This is a genomic window from Arthrobacter sp. AZCC_0090 (genome assembly GCF_014207375.1).
In the GTDB taxonomy this organism is placed as follows: domain Bacteria; phylum Actinomycetota; class Actinomycetes; order Actinomycetales; family Micrococcaceae; genus Arthrobacter.
Genome location: NZ_JACHEE010000006.1, coordinates 188,910 through 208,202 on the forward strand (window position 1 = coordinate 188,910; position 19,293 = coordinate 208,202).

Genomic DNA, 19,293 nt, shown 5'->3' on the forward strand with positions numbered 1-19,293 from the left:
AAAAGGAAAAGCGTAGACAATGCAGAGTCTCCTCCACGTCGCGGCAATGGCTCCCATGAGCATTCCGAGCCCCTCATGGTCCGGATTTGATATTCCGCTGCCGTGGGGGACTCTCCGCATCCATGCGTACGCCCTGTGCATCCTCCTGGGGATCATCTTGGGACTTTGGCTCACGGCCGTGCGCTGGAAGCGTCGCGGCACGCCCGAAGGCAGCTTGTGGGACGTCGCCATCTGGGCGATCCCGTTCGGCATTGTGGGCGGCCGTCTGTACCACGTGTTCTCCTCGCCTGATGCGTATTTCGGCCCCGGCTTCAACGGCACTGGCGACCTCTCCCTGATACCGCAGATCTGGCGTGGTGGCCTGGGCATCTGGGGTGCCGTGGTTCTCGGCGTTTTCGGTGCCTGGCTGGGCTGCCGCCGCTCCGGCGTCAAGCTCACCGCATTCCTCGACGCCGCGGCCCCAGGTCTTCTCCTCGCGCAAGCGATTGGGCGTTGGGGGAATTGGTTCAACCAGGAACTCTTCGGGGGTCCCACTACCTTGCCATGGGGGCTGCAGATCGATCCCAACAGCCCGAACTTCCCGGCCGGGATGCCCAGCAGCACCTTGTTCCACCCGACATTCCTTTACGAATCCCTCTGGAACCTCATCGGCGTCGCGATCCTCCTTATCCTGGACCGCCGCTTCCACTTCCGCCGCGGCAGGCTCTTCTGGCTGTACGCCATTTACTACACGCTAGGCCGCGTATGGATCGAAGCCCTGCGGATTGACGACGCAGAACAAATCAGCCTCTTCGGTATCACCACACGGCTCAACGTGTGGACGAGCATCTTCGTGTTCGTCGCAGCAGTTATCGTCTTCGTCGTCCTGAGCCTTCGCGGCAGGCCAGAGCCGGACACGGCCTACCTTCCCGGGCGCGAACCTGCTGCCGTGGCCGCCGCGGCTGATGACTCAAGCACGGGAGACTCCAGCGCTGTTGACGATGAGGCCAACGGCACAATTGTGACCGATACGACGGACCATGATACGGACGGATCTGTCTCAGATACCGGTGCACATGGTAATCTCCGGAATAACCAAAGCGATCTGGGCCATACTGCTGAGCCTACGGAAACGGCTGAGGAGTCACATGCCGGCGTCACGTCGGACACCGGCTCCGCATCCACCGGAACCACCGCCAGCAGCGCCCCCGGATCCGGGCCGGAAGCTGGCAACACCAAGTAGCCAGCGCTACGGCACAGGGGCACCGGGCTACCGCCCAGAGGCCCCCGGCCACAGCGTCGTGGCGCCCTTGGCAGTCGCCCGGCAGCACACAGATGCTCCGCGGTCAAGCTTGGGCCAGGGGCAAGCGTAACTGTTCGTTGCGCCTTGCCTGCTGGCCTACAATTTCATGTAATTAGCGCTTTGTTATGCCCGTCACAGGGCAGGCAAGGTGGGGCCAACGTTGTCCCTTCCATTCGCACGATCTCGAGGAAGGACGTCTTCAATGACCCATCTTCATAACCCAAGTTGGTCCGAAGCAGTCGAACCGCAGGGTGCCATGTCGCCCTTCAAGCGTTTTGCTGCGCTCCCGGAAGCCCAGGGTCTCTACAACCCCGAGCAGGAGAAGGACGCTTGCGGCCTGGCCATTATCGCCACCTTGCGTGGCGAACCTGGCTACGACATCGTGGAAGCGGCCCTGACTGCCCTGCGCAACCTTGAGCACCGCGGTGCCGTCGGCGCCGACGAAGGCACGGGTGACGGTGCCGGCCTCCTCATGCAGGTTCCGGACGAGTTCTTCCGGGCCGTCACCGTGTTCGAGCTCCCAGCACCAGGCCAATACGTGGTTGGTACTGCCTTCCTGCCTGCTGAAACCCGCGAAGCCGAGACTGCAAAGGCCGGCATCGAGGCGCTTGCCGTGGACGAGGGCCTGATGGTTCTTGGTTGGCGCGAAGTGCCCGTGGTGGGGGATCTCGTGGGCGCCATGGCCCGAGCCTGCATGCCGTACTTTTCCCAACCTTTCTTTGCTTCCGCTACCGGCGAGGTGTTGGACCGCAATGAACTGGACTCCCGTGCCTGGCGTATCCGCAAGCGCGCGCAGAACAAGTTCGGCGTCTACTTCCCCTCACTGTCCTCGCGCACCATCGTGTACAAGGGCATGCTGACCACCGCACAACTGGAGCCGTTCTACCCGGATCTCTCGGACAAGCGCTTCAAGACCAAGCTGGCCATCGTGCACTCGCGCTTCTCCACGAATACCTTCCCCTCGTGGCCTCTGGCCCAGCCTTTCCGCACCATCGCCCACAACGGCGAAATCAACACCGTCAAGGGCAACCGGAACTGGATGCGCGCCCGCCAGTCCCAGCTCGCGAACCCCCTTTTGGGCGATTCCCCGGAAGAGTTGTACCCCATCTGCACGCCGGGTGCGTCGGACTCCGCGTCCTTCGATGAGGTTGCCGAGCTGCTCTGGCTTTCCGGCCGCCCCATCACCCACTCGATCATGATGATGATCCCGGAGGCCTGGGAAAACCATGCCACCATGGATCCGGCACGCCGAGCCTTCTACGAGTACCACTCGCTGCTCATGGAGCCGTGGGACGGTCCCGCAGCAGTATCCTTCACCGACGGCAATCTTGTTGGCGCCACCCTTGACCGCAACGGCTTGCGCCCTGGCCGCTACTGGATCACCGAAGATGGCCTGATCATCTTCGCCTCCGAAGTTGGCGTGATCGACGTCGAAGCCTCAAAGGTGGTCAAGAAGGGCCGTGTTTCGCCGGGCAAGATGTTCCTGGTGGACACCGAAGCCGGTCGCATCATCGACGACGCCGAGGTCAAGGCCGAGGTCGCCGCAGCGAATCCTTGGGCCGAATGGGTCAAGGACAACCTGATTGACCTCAACGATCTCCCTGAGCGCGAGCACGTGCTGCACACGGCCGCGTCCGTCAACATCCGCCAGCGGACTTTCGGCTACACCACCGAAGAACTGAAGATCCTGCTCGGACCGATGGCCCGCACCGGCGCCGAACCGCTGGGGGCCATGGGTTCCGACACTCCGGTTGCCGTTCTGTCCAAGCGGCCGCGCCTGCTGTTCGACTACTTCGTGCAGTCTTTCGCCCAGGTCACCAACCCGCCGCTGGACGCCATCCGTGAAGAGCTCGTCACCTCGCTGAAATGCGCCATCGGTCCCAACGGCAACCTTCTCGACGTCGGGCAAGTTCGCCAGCCGCAGATCTCCTTGCCGTTCCCGGTGATCAACAACGATCAGCTGGCAAAGATCGCCAATATCGAGAACGCCGACGGCGACAAGGTCGCCATGAAGGTCCGCGGACTGTACCGTCCGGAAGGCGGCGAAGCAGCCCTTCGCAGCCGCCTGACCGAAATCTGCGAGCAGGTTTCCGGCGCCATCAACCGCGGCGTGCAGTACATCGTGCTGTCCGACCGCGACTCCAACGCGCAGTGGGCGCCCATCCCGTCCCTCCTGCTCGTCAGCGCCGTGCACCACCACTTGCTCCGCAGCGCCAACCGCACCAAGACCGCCCTCGTGGTCGAGGCCGGCGACGTCCGCGAAACGCACCATGTGGCAGTCCTGGTGGGCTTCGGCGCTTCCGCCGTGAACCCGTACCTGGCCATGGAATCCGTGGAGCAGCTGATCAGCACCGGCGAGGTAGTGGGCGTGACGCCGGAGGACGGTGTCTACAACCTCATCAAGGGGCTCGGCAAGGGTGTCCTGAAGATCATGTCCAAGATGGGCATTTCGACAGTGGCCTCGTACACCGGTGCCCAAACCTTCGAAGCGCTGGGCCTGTCCCAGGAACTCGTGGACGAATTCTTCTCCGGAACCCACTCCCAGCTGGGTGGAGTCGGTTTGGACGTTATCGCCGCCGAAGTTTCCGCACGCCACCAGATGGCGTATCCGGAGGGCGGCATCGAGCAACCGCACCGTCCGCTGCTCGGCGGCGGTGAATACCAGTGGCGCCGCGACGGCGAACCGCACCTTTTCAACCCGGAGACCGTATTCCGGCTGCAGCACGCAACACGCGAGCGCCGCTACGACATCTTCAAGTCCTACACCAAGGGGATTGACGATCAGTCCGAGAACTTGATGACCCTTCGTGGGCTCTTGAAGTTCAAGGACAGCCTGCGACCTGCCGTGCCGCTCGAGGAAGTCGAGCCGGTTTCCAGCATCGTGAAGCGCTTCTCCACCGGGGCGATGAGCTATGGCTCCATCTCCAAGGAAGCCCACGAAACCCTTGCGATCGCCATGAACCGGCTGGGCGCCAAGTCCAACACCGGTGAAGGCGGCGAAGATGTGGACCGCCTGCTGGACCCGGAGCGCCGCTCCGCCATCAAGCAGATTGCCTCTGGTCGTTTCGGCGTGACCAGCCTGTACCTGACCAATGCCGAGGACATCCAAATCAAGATGGCCCAGGGGGCCAAGCCCGGTGAAGGTGGCCAGCTGATGGCGCAGAAGGTCTACCCCTGGGTAGCCCGGACGCGCCACTCGACCCCCGGCGTCGGACTCATCTCCCCGCCCCCGCACCACGACATCTACTCGATCGAGGACCTGGCGCAGCTCATCTACGATGCCAAGCGGGCCAACCCTTCCGCACGCGTGCACGTGAAGCTCGTGTCCGAAGTCGGGATCGGCACGGTGGCGTCCGGCGTCACCAAGGCGAAGGCCGACGTCGTGCTCGTTTCAGGGCACGACGGCGGAACCGGCGCCTCGCCGCTGAACTCGCTCAAGCATGCGGGTGTTCCGTGGGAGCTCGGCCTCGCCGAGACCCAGCAGACGCTCATGCTCAACGGGCTCCGCGACCGCGTCGTGGTTCAGGTGGACGGCCAGCTCAAGACGGGCCGCGACGTCGTCATCGCCGCTTTGCTGGGTGCTGAGGAATACGGCTTCGCGACTGCGCCCCTGGTGGTGTCCGGCTGCATCATGATGCGCGTCTGCCACCTGGACACCTGCCCGGTCGGTGTGGCAACGCAGAACCCCGAGCTTCGTTCGCGCTTCAACGGCAAGCCCGAGTTCGTGGTCAACTTCTTCGAGTTCCTCGCTGAGGAAGTCCGTGAACTGCTCGCCGAACTCGGTTTCCGCAGCCTCCAAGAGGCCATTGGCCACGCAGAAGTCCTGGACTCCCGCGAAGCAATCGACCACTGGAAGGCCGAGGGCCTGGACCTCGACCCGATCCTGCACGGCCTCGAGTTCGACGATGACGTTCCATTGCGGAACCTCACAGGCCAAAACCACGAGCTCGACAAGCACTTCGACCAGCGCCTCATCGGCATGGCCGCAGAGGCATTGAGTGACCGGACCCCGGTCAAGATCGCTGTCGACGTCATCAACACAGACCGTTCTGTGGGCACCATGCTGGGGCACGTCGTGACCAAGACGTTCGGCATCGATGTGCTCGCTACGGACACCATCGACATCACGTTGAAGGGCACCGCCGGGCAGTCGCTGGGCGCCTTCCTTCCTGCAGGCATCACCCTGCGCATGTTCGGCGACTCCAATGACTACGTCGGCAAGGGCCTTTCCGGCGGACGCATCATCGTCCGTCCGGACCGCACCAACGTTTTCCAGGCGGAACGCAACGTCATCGCCGGCAACGTGATCGGCTACGGCGCCACAAGCGGCGAAATGTTCCTGCGTGGCCAGGTGGGCGAACGCTTCCTGGTACGCAACTCGGGGGCCACCGCCGTCGTCGAAGGCATCGGCGACCACGGTTGCGAATACATGACAGGCGGCCAGACGCTGATCATCGGCCGGACCGGCCGAAACTTCGGTGCCGGCATGTCCGGTGGTACGGCCTATGTGCTGGACCTCCAGCCTGCCCGGGTCAACAAACAAGCCCTGGATTCCGGGGAGCTTCAGTTGCTCGAGCTCGACGCCGAGGACCGGGACATCGTCCATGGCCTCCTGGTCAAACACGTGGAAGAAACCGAATCCGTCCTCGCGGGCCGCTTGCTCGAAAACTTCGACGACACAGCTGCCCGCATCACTAAAGTTCTGCCGCGTGATTACGCCGCAGTCCTGCAAACCCGTCTCGACGCCATCGAAGAGGGCCTTGACCCCGACGGCGAAGAAGTATGGTCTCGAATCCTGGAGGTAACCGGTGGCTGATCCACGCGGATTTCTGAAAGTCCGGCAGCGCGAGACGCAGCCACGCCGTCCCGTTCCCGTCCGCATCATGGACTGGAAGGAAGTCTACGAGGCCCAGGACAAGGGTGTGCTCAAGAGCCAGGCCGGCCGTTGCATGGACTGCGGCGTTCCGTTCTGCCACCAGGGTTGCCCTTTGGGTAACCTCATTCCCGAGTGGAACGACCTCACCTGGCGAGGCAAGGGCGAGGAAGCGATCGAGCGCCTGCACGCGACCAACAACTTCCCGGAGTTCACCGGACGGTTGTGCCCTGCGCCGTGTGAAGCATCCTGCGTCTTGGGCATCAACCAGCCCGCTGTGACCATCAAGCAGGTTGAAGTTTCCATCATCGACGACGCCTTCGAAAATGGCTGGGTACAGCCGCTGCCGCCGACGCGTCTCTCCGGCAAGACAGTCGCCGTCGTCGGCTCCGGGCCCGCGGGGCTTGCAGTTGCTCAGCAGCTGACACGCGTCGGACACACTGTGGCTGTCTACGAGCGCGACGACAAGATCGGGGGATTGCTGCGTTACGGCATCCCCGACTTCAAGATGGAGAAAGAACAGGTGGACCGCCGGGTCGAGCAGATGAAGGCGGAGGGCACCCGGTTCCGCACCGGTGTGGCTGTCGGAAGCGACGTGACGTGGGAGCAACTGCGCCGTCGCTACGACTCCGTGGTGATCGCCACTGGTGCTACCGTGCCGCGCGATCTTCCGATCCCTGGCCGCGGGCTTGATGGCATCCACTACGCCATGGATTACCTCGTGCCCGCCAACCGCGTGGTTGCCGGTGAAACCGTGGAAGGCCAAATCGATGCCAAGGGCAAGCATGTGGTGATCCTCGGCGGCGGCGACACTGGCGCCGACTGCCTTGGCACTGCCCACAGGCACGGCGCAGCGTCCGTCACCACCCTCGCGATCGGTAAGCAACCGCCCCTCGAGCGTGCCTCGCACCAGCCGTGGCCAACGTTCCCCACACTCTTCGAGGTAGCCAGCGCACACGAAGAGGGTGGCGAACGCACCTACCTTGCCTCCACCGTTGAATTTGTCGGCGAAAACGGCAAGCTCACAGGGGTCAAGGTTGCCGAGACCGAATTCGTAGACGGCAAGCGACTTCCGAAGGCCGGTACGGAACGCATCATTCCGGCTGATCTGGTCTTCCTGTCGCTCGGCTTTACAGGTGCGGAACCTGCTGGCATCACCGAACAGGTCAGCGCAGAATTCGACGGCCGCGGCAACGTGGCCCGAGATGGGTACTACATGACCACTACCGAGGGCGTCTTCGTGGCAGGCGATGCCGGCCGCGGGCAGTCCTTGATTGTCTGGGCTATCGCCGAGGGCCGCGCCTGCGCTGCCGCCGTCGACAAGTACCTCATGGGCAGCACCATTCTCCCCGCGCCGGTGGCTCCCACCGATCGGGCTATATCGGTCCTCTAAGGACCGGCGCACGACGCTTTCCCCACTCCAACTGCAGCACACTACTAGGGTAGGTATATGAGACGCGCAAAAATCGTGGCAACGTTCGGACCGGCAATTTCCAGCTTTGACAACACCCTCGCGGTGCTGGAAGCCGGCGTCGACGTCGCCCGTATGAACATGAGCCACGGCGACTACTCTGTACACGACAACACGTACGAGAACGTCCGCAAGGCTTCCGCCCAGCTCCACAAGCCCGTTGCCATCATGGCCGACTTGCAGGGCCCGAAGATCCGCCTCGGCCGCTTTGTCGATGGCCCCCACGAGCTCGCCGTCGGCGACACATTCACCATCACCACCGAGGACGTGCCGGGCACCAAGGACATCTGCTCCACCACGCTCAAGAGCCTGACAGAAGACGTCAACGTCGGAGATGCACTGCTGATCGACGACGGCAAGGTTGCACTGCGCGCCGTCGAGGTCGACGACGTCAAGGTAGTCGCCACGGTGACAGTCGGTGGCTGGGTTTCCAACAACAAGGGAATCAACCTGCCTGGCGTTGCCGTCAATGTCCCCGCGCTGAGCGAAAAGGACGAGGACGATCTCCGTTGGGCCATGAAGCGCGGCGTCGACATGGTCGCGCTGTCCTTCGTTCGTGATGCCTCCGACATCAAGCGCGTGCACGAGATCATGGACGAAGAAGGCCGCCGCGTGCCGGTGATCGCCAAGATCGAGAAGCCGCAGGCAGTGGACCAGCTCCACGAAATCATCGACGCCTTCGACGCCATCATGGTGGCCCGTGGCGACCTCGGCGTGGAGCTTCCGCTCGAGGAAGTGCCGATCGTCCAGAAGCGAGCCATCGAACTGGCCCGCCGCTGGGCCAAGCCGGTCATCGTGGCCACCCAGGTCCTCGAGTCCATGATCGACAACCCGCGCCCGACCCGTGCTGAAGCGTCGGACTGCGCCAACGCAGTGCTCGACGGCGCCGACGCGGTCATGCTCTCCGGTGAGACCAGCGTAGGCAAGTTCCCGATCGAGACGGTCAAGACCATGGCCCGCATCATCGAGTCCACCGAAGAGCACGGTCTTGAGCGCGTCCCTCCGCTGGGTACCAAGCCTAAGACCCGCGGTGGCGCCATCACGCGTGCAGCCGTCGAAATCGCCGACCAGCTGGACGCAAAGTACATCTGTACCTTCACGCAGTCCGGTGACTCGGCCCGACGGCTGTCCCGCCTGCGGCCCGTCAAGCCGGTGTTCGCCTTCACCCCGGTGGAGCACGTCTGGAACCAGCTGGCACTGACCTGGGGCATTCAGCCCGTCCTGGTCCCCATGGTGGGCCACACTGACGCCATGACGGCCCAGGTGGACCGCAGCCTGCTCGAGATGAAGATCGTCGAGAACGGCGACCTCGTGGTCATCGCGGCCGGTTCGCCTCCCGGACAAGCCGGTTCTACGAACTCGCTCAAGGTCCACAGAGTGGGCGACCTCGCCGACACGTCCCGCGTGGAAGAAGCCGCAGCCCGCAAGGAAAAGCTCGGACCGTGGCCAGAAAAGAAGAAGAAGGCCAAGTCCAAGGCCTGATCTTTCCCGGATCAACTTCTCGGAAGAGTTAGGGGAGGCCCCGCGCGGCGGGGCCTCCCTTTTTGGTGGCTTTTTTGTTGGCGTCGCCGGCTGGTTCCGGGACGACGAAGGGCGCCTGCTACCCATCGGAAAGCAGGCGCCCTTCGTGGCGGAGTGCTAGTTGACCTGGTTGATGATGGTCTCGGCGACCTCACGCATGCTGAGGCGGCGGTCCATGGAGGTCTTCTGGATCCACCGGAACGCTTCCGGCTCCGTAAGGCCCATCTTGGTGATCAGGAGGCTCTTGGCGCGCTCTACGAGCTTGCGCGTGGCGAACTGCTCCTGGAGATCGGACACCTCGTTCTCGAGGGCCTTGATCTCCTCGTGGCGGGACAAAGCGATCTCGATGGCGGGGATCAGATCCGCCGGAGTGAAGGGCTTGACGACATAGGCCATGGCCCCGGCGTCGCGGGCGCGCTCCACGAGTTCCTTCTGGCTGAACGCCGTCAGGAGGACCACGGGGGCGATCCTGGCCTTGACAATCTTTTCCGCGGCGGAAATGCCGTCCATGACTGGCATCTTGACGTCCATGAGGACCAGATCCGGCTTCAACTCCTCGGCCAGCTGGACTGCTTTCTCACCATTGTCGGCCTCGCCGACGACGTCGTAACCTTCGCCCTTCAGGATCTCGATGATGTCCAGGCGGATGAGGGTCTCATCCTCTGCGACGACTACACGGCGGGCCGGCTGGGATGCGGGCTTGGACTCCGTCTGTTCTGACACGGGATCTCCTTCAAGACGTACGGCGGGTTCTCAACCATCTTAGTTGCACCCGGTCCTTGCGTATGATTTATTGCTCGGCCGAGCCGGTTCTGAAAAATAGCCTATCTGCATGTAGAGTAGTTTCGCGCACTGCAACAGGGAGCGTTGAGTTCTGCGAAGACCTCGACGTCGGTTAGTCTTGTTTCGGTGTTCCGCGCCCGAGTGGCGGAATTGGCAGACGCGCCGCACTCAAAATGCGGTATCGAAAGGTGTGTGGGTTCGAGTCCCACCTCGGGCACGTTTTCCCAGCTCAGAGGCCCTTTTTGGGCCTCTGGGTGCGGGGATTTGGTGTTTTTGTCTACCCGCCGGGGTTGTTTTACTTGCCTTCGGTTTTCTCCTTACGCTGTGGTGGATCTGGCTTGATCGGCGCTTGCTTGTCCAGGGCGCGCCGCAGTCCGGGCAACCTAATCTGAGCCAAATGGGTGCCGGAGTCTTCCGGGACCTTCTGGGCTTGTGAATCGTGCTTGCTGATCCGGTAATCTTCATGGCGGTTGCGTTGTCTGATTGCGCCCCTGCATAGAGATTTTCGAGAGATGCGAGCGTACTCTCGGCATCAACTTTCGTGTCAAAGTGGAAGCGCAGAAGACCGCTGGCCCATTGCGCCCTATCTCCAGGGCCTCTTGGGGCGCGGCCGCATTCGTCGATTCCGCTCGTTGTGGGCTCCAACCGCAATCATGAATCCCACAATTGCCAGGCCGATTATGAACGGGTAGATCATGGCGCGCTCAAACAGCCCACGGATCTGTATGGATTCACTAGTCGTCAACATGGCGATTCCGCCTGCGCCTGCAATCACGGTGAACAGAATGAATGCGATTACCCAGTACGTGCGCTTGAACCACAAGACTCCCATTGAAGCGAGCCAGAGGCACATGCCGAACCCACGGACGACGACAACGTTGCGGTGCAGGTCAGGGATGAAGTCTTCCGGAATTAGGCCAATAGTCGCCAAAGCCAAGCCCGTCGCAGCGAGAAGCGACCTGCTGATGATCGACATGGTCCGCGCAAAGCCGCCCGGTTTCACTGGAACTGGGTTCCACGGAACTTTGACCGGCCACTTCTTGTATTCGTCGAACAGATCGCCCGGATGAGCCGCAACCCACAGAACGGCTGACGTAATCAGACACGAAGTAACAAACAAGCCTATGCCTATGGAGACAAGGGCGAGATTCATGGCTACGAACGCGTGTGAGCATGTGTCCTGCACTGGCGGACCGGCAGAGCATGGCGTCACCATACCCAGGTCGCTAACGTAGTTTGTGACATAGCTGGGGGGTGAGGGCCAGTCCAGTCGAAGTGCGCTGCCCACTCGAAGATAAAGAATACGAGTGTAGCCTTGGCGGCCCATGAACCGACCAGGTGCCGCCTATCCGTGGTAGTGGGGCGACCCCCCTCCGACCAGCCGTCGAGCAAGCCGATTGCGCTTTTGAACCTACCCATGGCAAAGATTAATGCGCTACATCGAATCGAATTACTAGAGGGTCAGCTACGCGGGATGCGAACGTTGGATTACTCAGGGCGAATGAGTACTACTTGCTTTTCGAATCTAGCCACGTCAGCGGGACAGAACAACTTGCTCACGCATGGAAGTTGATCGCCTTTCTTGGCACATCCTTAATTTCCGTCTTCTAGCTTCAATCGATCCGCCACGCTCTGTGGCCCAGTATGAAGGCCGCACGCGGGGTGCTGAGTACGGGCGGACAAGATCATCAAGGCCGGGCGTGTGGCCGACGGCGAACAGGCTACTTCTGGAACCACTTGCGCTTGACCTTTGGCTTTGCTGGCTTTCAGCCCAATCTCAGCGCTACACACGTTGACCAGCGCCGTTTCGCGCTTACGGTACTCCGACTTCGAGGATGCCGCCGCCAGTTGATCAACCGTGCCATACCCGCTCGCCCACAGGGCAACGGCGCACAGCCAGCCCGGGTCAACACGCTGCGGACGGCCTTCAGGCAGTATGCGCTCTGTTCCAGCGTTCCCCGTCATGCCTCAGCCCCCATGGCCGCCAGCCTACCGCGCGTCAGACCCGTCAGTGTTCCGGTCATCCACGTTTCGAGGTAGCGCACGACGGTCGGTGCGACCCATAGCCGGCTGTCATCGACGTCGTTCCGTAGACCTCATTGTTCCCGCTGAGCGAGACGGCGAACTGGACTCCGTTGCCGGCGTCGGCGAAGACGGGCGCATGCCGGCCACCATCTGGGGACTTCAGCAAGGTGATGCTGGCGCGAAGTGAATCCATACCTTGAATTATCCCTTTCGGACCTGTCCTGCCCGGCTCGACGGCGTGCTATCGGCCGAATGTGAGGATGACGAGGTATTTGCATCTTTGCCCTCAGCCAAACACCGAGACGTGTTGTCAGTCAAAGCGGCCCCGGCCAAGTGCCGGGACATTAATAGGGATGTAATCCCGATAGTCCTTCACTTTCATGTCCTCAATGTATCGAAACGCAATGGGTCCTTGCTCGATGCCGACGCTCCGAAGCGGCTTTTTCATTGTCTTCCAATGGTCGCGGATCGCATCCGTTCGCTGTTTATGGAGCTTGGAACCGTAGTTCATTTCCGTGATGACGACGAGGCGAACTCGTTTTGGTTTCAGGCGTGGTCCATCGATCCACAGTCTGAATTGCTCGATGTCTTCGCACCAGTCCGCAGATCCTTTTCGCGCCTTCGTGACCAACGCGTTAAGGGCGTCGACGAGATTCTTCGACAAGTAGTCGTGCAGCGCGGGGCGCTCAAATTTCCCGGCAACCCTAGCAGCCAGATCAATTTCGTCGTCTTCGCAGGCGAAGCCCTCGATGGGAGCGGTCCCTACGAGGGAGCCTTTGCTGAGCGGCACCATGACCCGTAGGTCGACCGCCCAGTGCGCTCCCGTGACGGGCGGCTTGGTCAGGTAGACATATTCGACCAGTTCGCTGTCGCGGGCCTGTTGGATCTTTTGGGCGTCGAAGACCGCCCCCAAGTCCCTCACAGGACATACATGGACAAAGGGATGGCGCCTGCCTGGCCCGGCTGCGGCAATGTCGCAGGTTTGTGAGACTACAGCGAAGTAGCCCGTGTCACCGATCTCGGCAGAAGCTGCCAAGAGCCCCTCGCCAATTTCGGTGAAATCGTCGCCGGTGACCGGGTCGACTCCACCAGCCGTCCCCAACCATATGACAAGGTCACCGCTTATCAGGTGACCTTGCCGCCAAGCGTCCAATGCGACGGCGGTTTCCTCCGGCCAGGTCTCGGGAAGCAGGTCATCGACGGTCAACGGCGTCCACCTCGCTGGACCACGGTGACTTTAGGTTTGCCGGTTTTGACGATGGGCACGTCCACGTCCGGGCTGACGCCCAGGCGGCGAGAGGTTCCAATCGCCCGTTTGGCCGGTTTTGGCATGGCGACTGCGAGGTCAACGAGATCATCGAACCGGCCCTCCTGGAGCGCGGCCTCACGCTCCGGCAAGGCATGCAGCCAGACGGCGAGCGGACGGTCGATTTCCTCACGCAGATCCACCATGGTGTCGGCGAGGTGCCACAGGGCGCCAACGCTTGCCGGACGCGGTCGGGGAGTGTTCGGCTTCTTCCACGAGTAGTAGGTCCTGCGCTTGATCCCTGTCGCGGCAAGCAGGTCTTTCTGAGTGATGCCAAGCTCGATCTGCAGGCGGTCGAACACCGCCAGAGGCTCCGCCGTTTCCGGATCGACGAAGGAGGCATCGTCCTCGACAGACGCAGACCGACCAATGGTGACCACGTGGATCGGTCCCGGAATGTAGATGTTGGAGATCCACGTGCGGGCGTCACCGCCGGTCACGACGCGAACGGTCTCGTGATCGTGGATCGGATTGAACGTCTCGTCGAACCGCTGTACGGCTTCGCGCAGTGCGGGAACGACCGGGGCCAGGGCGAACGGAGTCAGGTCGATGTCGTCCGCGGGCGTCCGTCCCAGAAACCCCTTGTTGAATGTCATGGCCGTCCCGGAGCCCGGGGTCAGCGCGATTGCTGACATCAGCTCTTCCCTTCTCCTTGAAGCGCTTTCAAATAATCCTCCGAAACACACGCCTGGAACAGGCTCAACGCCGTCCGGTTCAGTTTCTCCGTCGTATCCAGTACTTCGTCGATCTTGAACAACTCGCTCGCGTTGGCAAAAACGTCAAGGTCCAGCAAATAGTTGACGCTCATTGAGGCCGGATCCGGAATGGGGCCGTGTCGCAGTACCGCCCCGTGGCGGCCATCAAGGGCGACCTCCACCTGCTGCTGGGCGCCAGTAACCAATCCTCCGAAGACAGGATTGCAAAGCGGGCCAAGCAGGGACGCCTCGATTTTTCCTTCCCAATCTTGCGTCCTCCGGCATGAGGGATCGACAAAGCGGTCCACATAACGGAGCCCGATTCGTTGCACCAGCGACGGGAACAGATCGGTTGCTATCGCCCCCAGAAGCAGCTCGAGCGGGCGGCGCATGCTGACGCTCCAACGCTCGTAATCAGCAACTTGCCAGACCACGCTGCCCGGAAAAACGGTCGCACTGTGTTGACCGTTCGCCGAGGCGATCTGCCAGCCCTTTGTTTCCTCCCCCGACCAGGCAGCGCCTCCCGCATTCAGGTTGATTTCCATCGTGTTCTGCGCGGCCGGCTGAATGCTCGTGAAATCGACCTCCAATGACTTGGAGAGGGCGTCTCGGACGCGCTCAGCGGTCTCAACAGGCACGCTGCCGCCTTCCGCCGTGAACCTGACCTCGCAGATTGCGACCTCCAAGGGGGCGTTCGCAAGCAGTGTCTTGTCAGCCGAGGGGAGACCCCCTAGGGGTGCGTCGCTGACGGCGAGGGGTGCGGAAGTATCAGACATCATGCCTCATCATGACATGCACTTTAGATGCACTTTCTGACATTTGCCATAGATGACTGTGATTTACAGCACTATTAGGCCCCGGATCGTGACGGGAGGAAGTCGTAAGCACCTTGCTGGTCACGCTCCTCGGGGTCGGACACGTGAGTCGTGCCGGTAGGAATGGCAACAGCCGCCCGCCCATCGGTTTGCCCGGCGCATATGCAGCCGCCGGGGGACAATACTCATCCGCGCACGCCAAGACGCCAAGACGCTGTCGCCGCCGGAGGAAAGAGACGCCGCGCGCGAAGTGTCCGGCAGTGGAGATTCCCCGGGGCAGTGGGTTTTGATACTTCATGCCAAATGTGTAAACGGACGGGGAAGTTCCTTCCGCGTGCAGGAGGGTGAGAATTGTGGTGCCGCTTGGCGACGTCGACGCACACTGGTGCGGGGTGAGCCCGCAGAGGTGTATGACGCGGGGTTCGGGGGTGTGCCGGATTGTTGCGGTAAAGCACGTGGGTTTGTGTCTTGATCAGAGGATCCTCCAAGCGGCGTCAATATATCGATACTCGCTTCAAAGGATTGGTGATTCTGATGGACGTGATGTTCGAGCGCGTTGCCGGGCTGGACCATCTCTGCCGGTTCACCTTGTGGGAGATGCGCTTTCGCCTCGTGGATTCGACGGCGCCACAGCTGAAGGTGCTCGAACGGGATCTGCGGTTCAGGCGAAAGCGAATGGCGTAACTTCGTCGAGCGGGGATGAAACGCCAGCCGTCGTGCTCTTCGAACACTGGCCCAAACTCGGAGCGGGGCGGGCGGGTAGCGGCCTGGGAGAGGCTTTCGAATTTTGTCGAAAACAGGGCCTGGGGTTCCTGTTGTCCGTCGAAGAGATCCAGGTCACACCGATCGTACGATCGAACAAGACCCAGACGGCAATCCTCGACGAATTGGCGAGGGTAATGACATCGACTTCTAGGAGCCCTGTAAATGGCTGATTCATACGATTACATCGTTGTTGGTGCCGGCACGTCCGGTTGCATCGTGGCGTCGCGTCTGTCGGAGGACCCGAGGGTACGGGTTCTTTTGGTGGAGGCTGGCGGGTCGGATCGGAATCCGATCATCACGATGCCAGGCGCGCTGCCGTTCGTGTATCAGAACAAGCGGATCGGGTGGGGGTATCAGTCCGGGCCCGAGCCTTTCGCGCACGGCAAGACCGTTGACGAGAAAGCCGGTAAGGTACTCGGAGGTTCGTCCTCGATCAACGCGATGATCTTCAACCGGGGTAACCCGTTGGATTTCCAGGGCTGGGCCGCCGACGGGCTTGACCAGTGGGGCTATGCCAGCGTCCTTCCTTACTTCCGTAAGATGGAGTCCTTTTCCGAAGGTGCGAATGAGTGGCGCGGCGGTGAGGGACCTGTTCACGTGACGCGGGCACGGGCGGCCCACCAGTTCTATGATGCCTTTCTCCGCAGTGGTGAACAGGCCGGTTTCTCGGTCAGCCCGGACCACAATGCCTATCGCCAGGAAGGGCTCCACGTCGCGCAGTCCTTCATCGACAGGGGTGTTCGCTGGAGCGCTCCGCGCGCCTACCTGAAACCGGCTGCTGGCAGGGAAAATCTGACCATCCTCCTGCGGCGCACGGTCAAGAGGATCGTCGTCGACTCAGGCGTTGCCCAGGGCATCGAGATCCAGGAGGGGGACAGGACCCGGATCATCGCCTGCAACCGCGAAGTCATTGTCTGCGCCGGGGCCATGAACACCCCGAAACTGCTGATGCTTTCAGGGATCGGGCCGGTTGAAGAACTGCGCCGCCACAACATCGCGGTCGCGGCCGAGGCGGAAGGCGTTGGCCGGAACCTGCAGAACCACCCGGGGGTCGATATCCAATTCGCCACAGCGCGCGAGGACTCCCTGACCAGCGAACTGGGCATGATCGGCCGCGCGAGGCTGGGTGCGGATTGGCTGCTGCGGCGAAAGGGCCTCGGAACGACCAACTTTTTCGAAACCGGGGCGTTCCTGAAGACCCGTGAGGATGTTGACTACGTCAACATGCAGTACGAGTTCCTCCCGCTCACCCGGCGCCTGCACCGGGGAAAAGTCGTGCCGATCCCCGGTTTCCAGTTCTGGATGGATCTGGCCCGGCCCAAGAGCCGCGGCACCGTAACCTTGCGCTCAGCCAACCCCGCCGATCACCCGGTGACCATCTTCAACCACCTGGAGCACCGGCAGGATCTTCAGGACCTCGTCGACGGCGTGCGCCTGGCCTTGGACCTGGTCAAGCAACCGGCATGGCAGAAATTCAACCCGACCAACCTCAGCCTGGGCCAGGGAACACCAAGCAACACCGACCTTGAAGCATTCGTCCGAAAACACGTAGGCACCTCCTACCATCCATCCGGCACCTGCAGCATGGGCGTCGACGGGGACGCTGTCGTGGATCAGGACGGGAAGGTCTACGCGGTGGGCAACCTCCGGGTCGCGGACGCGTCCATCATGCCCAAAATCATCACCGGAAACCTGAACGCCGCCGTGATGATGATGGCCGAAAAGATCGCCGACCACATCCGCGGAGTACCGGCACTCCCACCCTCAAACGCAAAATACCACCAGGCATCGGGCAATCGAACCGAGGCCGCCGTCGACAAGCCACGCGGGTTCCGGCGGCTGCCAGGGCTGCAGGACGGCCTAAACGAGTCGACAGGGAGTGCCCGGCATCAACACAACCTAGCGGAGAACGTGATGGATCCTACTAAAAGGGGCGCAGTCTGATGAGTACAGTTAGCGATACCCGGTCTGTGATCGGGTCCCCGGATGAGATCCGGGTTGCCCATCGGGCGCATTGGGGATGGTGGGTCCTCACAGGGTTCGTGCTCTTGTGCGCCGCCGGAATCGTCCAGATGCTGTTCACCAACCCGAACCTCGAGTGGAATGTCGTGGCTGGCTGGTTCTTCAGCCAGAGCATCGTGTTCGGTCTCCTGCGCACCCTGGAGCTGACGGTCCTGGCGATGTTCTTCGGAATCTTGCTGGGCATGCTCACTGCGGTGATGCGGCTCTCGCCGATCAAGATCCTGTCCACGGTGGCGTGGTTCTACACGTGGTTCTTCCGCGGCACCCCGCTGCTGGTCCAGCTGATCTTCTGGTACAATCTCGCAGCGCTTTTCCCGACGATTGATATCGGCATTCCTTTCGTTGGGCCGACGGTCTGGTCGGGCAACGCCAACCAGATCGTCACCCCGTTCATGGCAGCGCTACTCGGGCTGGCTCTCAACGAGGGAGCGTACATGTCGGAGATTGTCCGCGGCGGCATCCTCTCCGTGGACCAGGGTCAGCAGGAGGCCGCGGTCGCGCTCGGCATGCGTACGTCAAGGGCACTGCGGCGCGTCATCCTTCCGCAAGCCATGCGCGTGATCGTCCCACCGACGGGCAACCAGGTGATCGGCATGCTGAAGTCCACCTCCCTAGTGAGCGTGACCTCCATGCCGGAACTGCTGTACTCGGCCCAGCTGGTCTACAACCGCACCTTCCAGACCATCCCGCTGCTCATTGTCGCGAGCATTTGGTACCTGATTGTCACCAGCGTCCTGAGCGTCATCCAGTACTACATCGAGCGCCACTACGCCAAGGGCGGCCGTCGTGCCCTGCCACTCACCCCCTGGGAGAAGGTCAAACGCATGTTCACCAGATTCACGCCGGCCCAGACAATCACCGCCGACAGGAGGGCATGATGACTGTCCCAACCATTCCGGCAGGCCCTGTTGCGGGCAAGCGCGAGGTCGTCTTGCGCGTCACCGGGCTCAAGAAGCGCTTCGGCCCTCTGGAGGTCCTCAAAGGCGTCGACTTGATCGTAGAACGAGGCGAGGTGATGTGCATCATCGGGCCCTCCGGTTCGGGCAAGAGCACTTTGCTGCGCAGCATGAACCACCTTGAAGAGATCGACGGCGGCCGCGTCGAGCTGGACGGCGAGCTGGTCGGCTACCGTCTGCATGGTCAGAAGTACGTCACCTTGCCGGAGAAACTGCTGGCCAGGCAGCGGACAAAGATGGGTATGGTCTTCCAGTCCTTCAACCTGTTCCCCCACATGACCGTGCTGCAGAACATCATCGAGTCCCCGGTCGGTGTGCTGAAACAGGACCCGAAGGAGGCCAAGGAGACCGCCATGGCCCTGCTGGGCAAGGTCGGCCTGGCAGAGAAGGCCCAGCAGTACCCCCGCCAGCTGTCAGGCGGCCAGCAGCAACGCGTCGCCATCGCCCGCGCCCTGGCGATGAAGCCGCGGGTCATGCTCTTCGATGAGCCCACCTCCGCCCTTGACCCTGAACTGGTCGGAGAAGTCCTCGACGTCATGAAGGACCTCGCGCTTGAGGGCCTGACGATGGTCGTGGTCACCCACGAGATGGGCTTCGCCCGTGAGGTCGCGGATTCGGTGCTCTTCATGGACGGCGGAGTCGTCGTCGAACGCGGACACCCGCACGACGTCCTGCTGAACCCCCAGATGCCCCGGACCAAAGAGTTCCTGTCCAAAGTCCTCTAGCACCCACCCCAACGCCAGGGCGCATCCGCCCTGGCGAACCTAATCCGAGAGGTT

The 19,293-nt window shown here is 62.0% G+C and carries 14 protein-coding genes and 1 tRNA gene; 9 read left to right on the forward strand and 6 right to left on the reverse strand.

Annotated elements, in window-relative coordinates:
* Positions 1–19 precede the first annotated feature (19 nt).
* The 4 genes from lgt (at position 20) to pyk (ending at position 9,108) form a co-directional block, all read left to right on the forward strand.
* Positions 20–1,222, forward strand: coding sequence for a prolipoprotein diacylglyceryl transferase (lgt, locus tag HNP00_RS11735; protein WP_184739191.1), 1,203 nt, complete (start codon positions 20–22; stop codon positions 1,220–1,222).
* A gap of 262 nt (positions 1,223–1,484) precedes the next feature.
* A complete protein-coding gene (gene gltB / locus HNP00_RS11740; RefSeq protein WP_184739193.1) occupies positions 1,485–6,098 on the forward strand; it encodes a glutamate synthase large subunit in 4,614 nt (1,537 codons plus the stop codon).
* Positions 6,091–7,548 (forward strand): glutamate synthase subunit beta, encoded by a 1,458-nt coding sequence (locus tag HNP00_RS11745; protein ID WP_184739195.1) that lies wholly within the window; start codon positions 6,091–6,093, stop codon positions 7,546–7,548. Before gltB ends, HNP00_RS11745 begins: the two co-directional genes overlap by 8 nt.
* Before the next feature lie 57 nt (positions 7,549–7,605).
* Positions 7,606–9,108, forward strand: coding sequence for a pyruvate kinase (pyk, locus tag HNP00_RS11750; protein ID WP_184739197.1), 1,503 nt, complete (start codon positions 7,606–7,608; stop codon positions 9,106–9,108).
* A gap of 156 nt (positions 9,109–9,264) precedes the next feature.
* Here pyk and HNP00_RS11755 read toward each other — a convergent pair whose 3' ends face one another.
* The gene (locus tag HNP00_RS11755; protein WP_184739199.1) at positions 9,265–9,870 is read right to left on the reverse strand and encodes an ANTAR domain-containing response regulator; all 606 of its coding nucleotides are present in this window, start codon (positions 9,868–9,870) and stop codon (positions 9,265–9,267) included.
* A gap of 195 nt (positions 9,871–10,065) precedes the next feature.
* Between HNP00_RS11755 and HNP00_RS11760 the strand changes: the two genes are divergently transcribed.
* Positions 10,066–10,147: transfer RNA gene (locus HNP00_RS11760), tRNA-Leu, on the forward strand.
* A gap of 366 nt (positions 10,148–10,513) precedes the next feature.
* On the opposite strand, the gene HNP00_RS11765 is transcribed toward HNP00_RS11760, so the two are convergent.
* The 5 genes from HNP00_RS11765 to HNP00_RS11785 all read right to left on the reverse strand — a co-directional run bounded on the left by HNP00_RS11765 (position 10,514) and on the right by HNP00_RS11785 (position 14,735).
* Entirely contained in the window at positions 10,514–11,050 is a 537-nt protein-coding gene (locus HNP00_RS11765; protein ID WP_184739201.1) for a hypothetical protein, read from the reverse strand.
* Positions 11,051–11,950: 900 nt separating this feature from the next.
* Entirely contained in the window at positions 11,951–12,148 is a 198-nt protein-coding gene (locus tag HNP00_RS11770; protein ID WP_184739222.1) for a hypothetical protein, read from the reverse strand.
* Positions 12,149–12,265: 117 nt separating this feature from the next.
* Positions 12,266–13,108, reverse strand: a complete 843-nt coding sequence (locus HNP00_RS11775; protein WP_184739223.1) for a hypothetical protein — start codon at positions 13,106–13,108, stop codon at positions 12,266–12,268.
* A gap of 50 nt (positions 13,109–13,158) precedes the next feature.
* On the reverse strand, positions 13,159–13,896 hold the full coding sequence (locus tag HNP00_RS11780) for a hypothetical protein (RefSeq protein WP_184739225.1): 738 nt from the start codon (positions 13,894–13,896) through the stop codon (positions 13,159–13,161).
* Positions 13,896–14,735 (reverse strand): TIGR04255 family protein, encoded by an 840-nt coding sequence (locus HNP00_RS11785; protein ID WP_311770566.1) that lies wholly within the window; start codon positions 14,733–14,735, stop codon positions 13,896–13,898. The genes HNP00_RS11780 and HNP00_RS11785 overlap by 1 nt, the downstream gene beginning before the upstream one ends.
* 561 nt (positions 14,736–15,296) lie before the next feature.
* On the opposite strand from HNP00_RS11785, the gene HNP00_RS11790 reads away from it, so the two are divergent.
* The 4 genes from HNP00_RS11790 (at position 15,297) to HNP00_RS11805 (ending at position 19,239) form a co-directional block, all read left to right on the forward strand.
* Complete coding sequence (locus HNP00_RS11790) at positions 15,297–15,455, forward strand: hypothetical protein (RefSeq protein WP_184739229.1); 159 nt, start codon at positions 15,297–15,299, stop codon at positions 15,453–15,455.
* A 243-nt stretch (positions 15,456–15,698) separates the two neighbouring features.
* Complete coding sequence (locus tag HNP00_RS11795; RefSeq protein ID WP_184739231.1) at positions 15,699–17,480, forward strand: choline dehydrogenase; 1,782 nt, start codon at positions 15,699–15,701, stop codon at positions 17,478–17,480.
* A complete protein-coding gene (locus HNP00_RS11800; RefSeq protein WP_184739233.1) occupies positions 17,480–18,436 on the forward strand; it encodes an amino acid ABC transporter permease in 957 nt (318 codons plus the stop codon). The genes HNP00_RS11795 and HNP00_RS11800 overlap by 1 nt, the downstream gene beginning before the upstream one ends.
* A complete protein-coding gene (locus tag HNP00_RS11805; protein WP_395893817.1) occupies positions 18,433–19,239 on the forward strand; it encodes an amino acid ABC transporter ATP-binding protein in 807 nt (268 codons plus the stop codon). The genes HNP00_RS11800 and HNP00_RS11805 overlap by 4 nt, the downstream gene beginning before the upstream one ends.
* Positions 19,240–19,293: the final 54 nt, after the last annotated feature.

What these genes read in the sequence shown, in the direction of transcription:
- HNP00_RS11800 (WP_184739233.1), top strand. Translation starts at nt 17,480, where the DNA reads ATGAGTACAGTTAGCGATACCCGGTCTGTGATCGGGTCCCCGGATGAG.
- gltB (WP_184739193.1), top strand. Translation starts at nt 1,485, where the DNA reads ATGACCCATCTTCATAACCCAAGTTGGTCCGAAGCAGTCGAACCGCAG.
- HNP00_RS11805 (WP_395893817.1), top strand. Translation starts at nt 18,433, where the DNA reads ATGATGACTGTCCCAACCATTCCGGCAGGCCCTGTTGCGGGCAAGCGC.
- HNP00_RS11770 (WP_184739222.1), bottom strand. Translation starts at nt 12,148, where the DNA reads ATGGATTCACTTCGCGCCAGCATCACCTTGCTGAAGTCCCCAGATGGT.
- HNP00_RS11780 (WP_184739225.1), bottom strand. Translation starts at nt 13,896, where the DNA reads ATGTCAGCAATCGCGCTGACCCCGGGCTCCGGGACGGCCATGACATTC.
- HNP00_RS11795 (WP_184739231.1), top strand. Translation starts at nt 15,699, where the DNA reads ATGGCTGATTCATACGATTACATCGTTGTTGGTGCCGGCACGTCCGGT.
- lgt (WP_184739191.1), top strand. Translation starts at nt 20, where the DNA reads ATGCAGAGTCTCCTCCACGTCGCGGCAATGGCTCCCATGAGCATTCCG.
- HNP00_RS11785 (WP_311770566.1), bottom strand. Translation starts at nt 14,735, where the DNA reads ATGATGTCTGATACTTCCGCACCCCTCGCCGTCAGCGACGCACCCCTA.
- pyk (WP_184739197.1), top strand. Translation starts at nt 7,606, where the DNA reads ATGAGACGCGCAAAAATCGTGGCAACGTTCGGACCGGCAATTTCCAGC.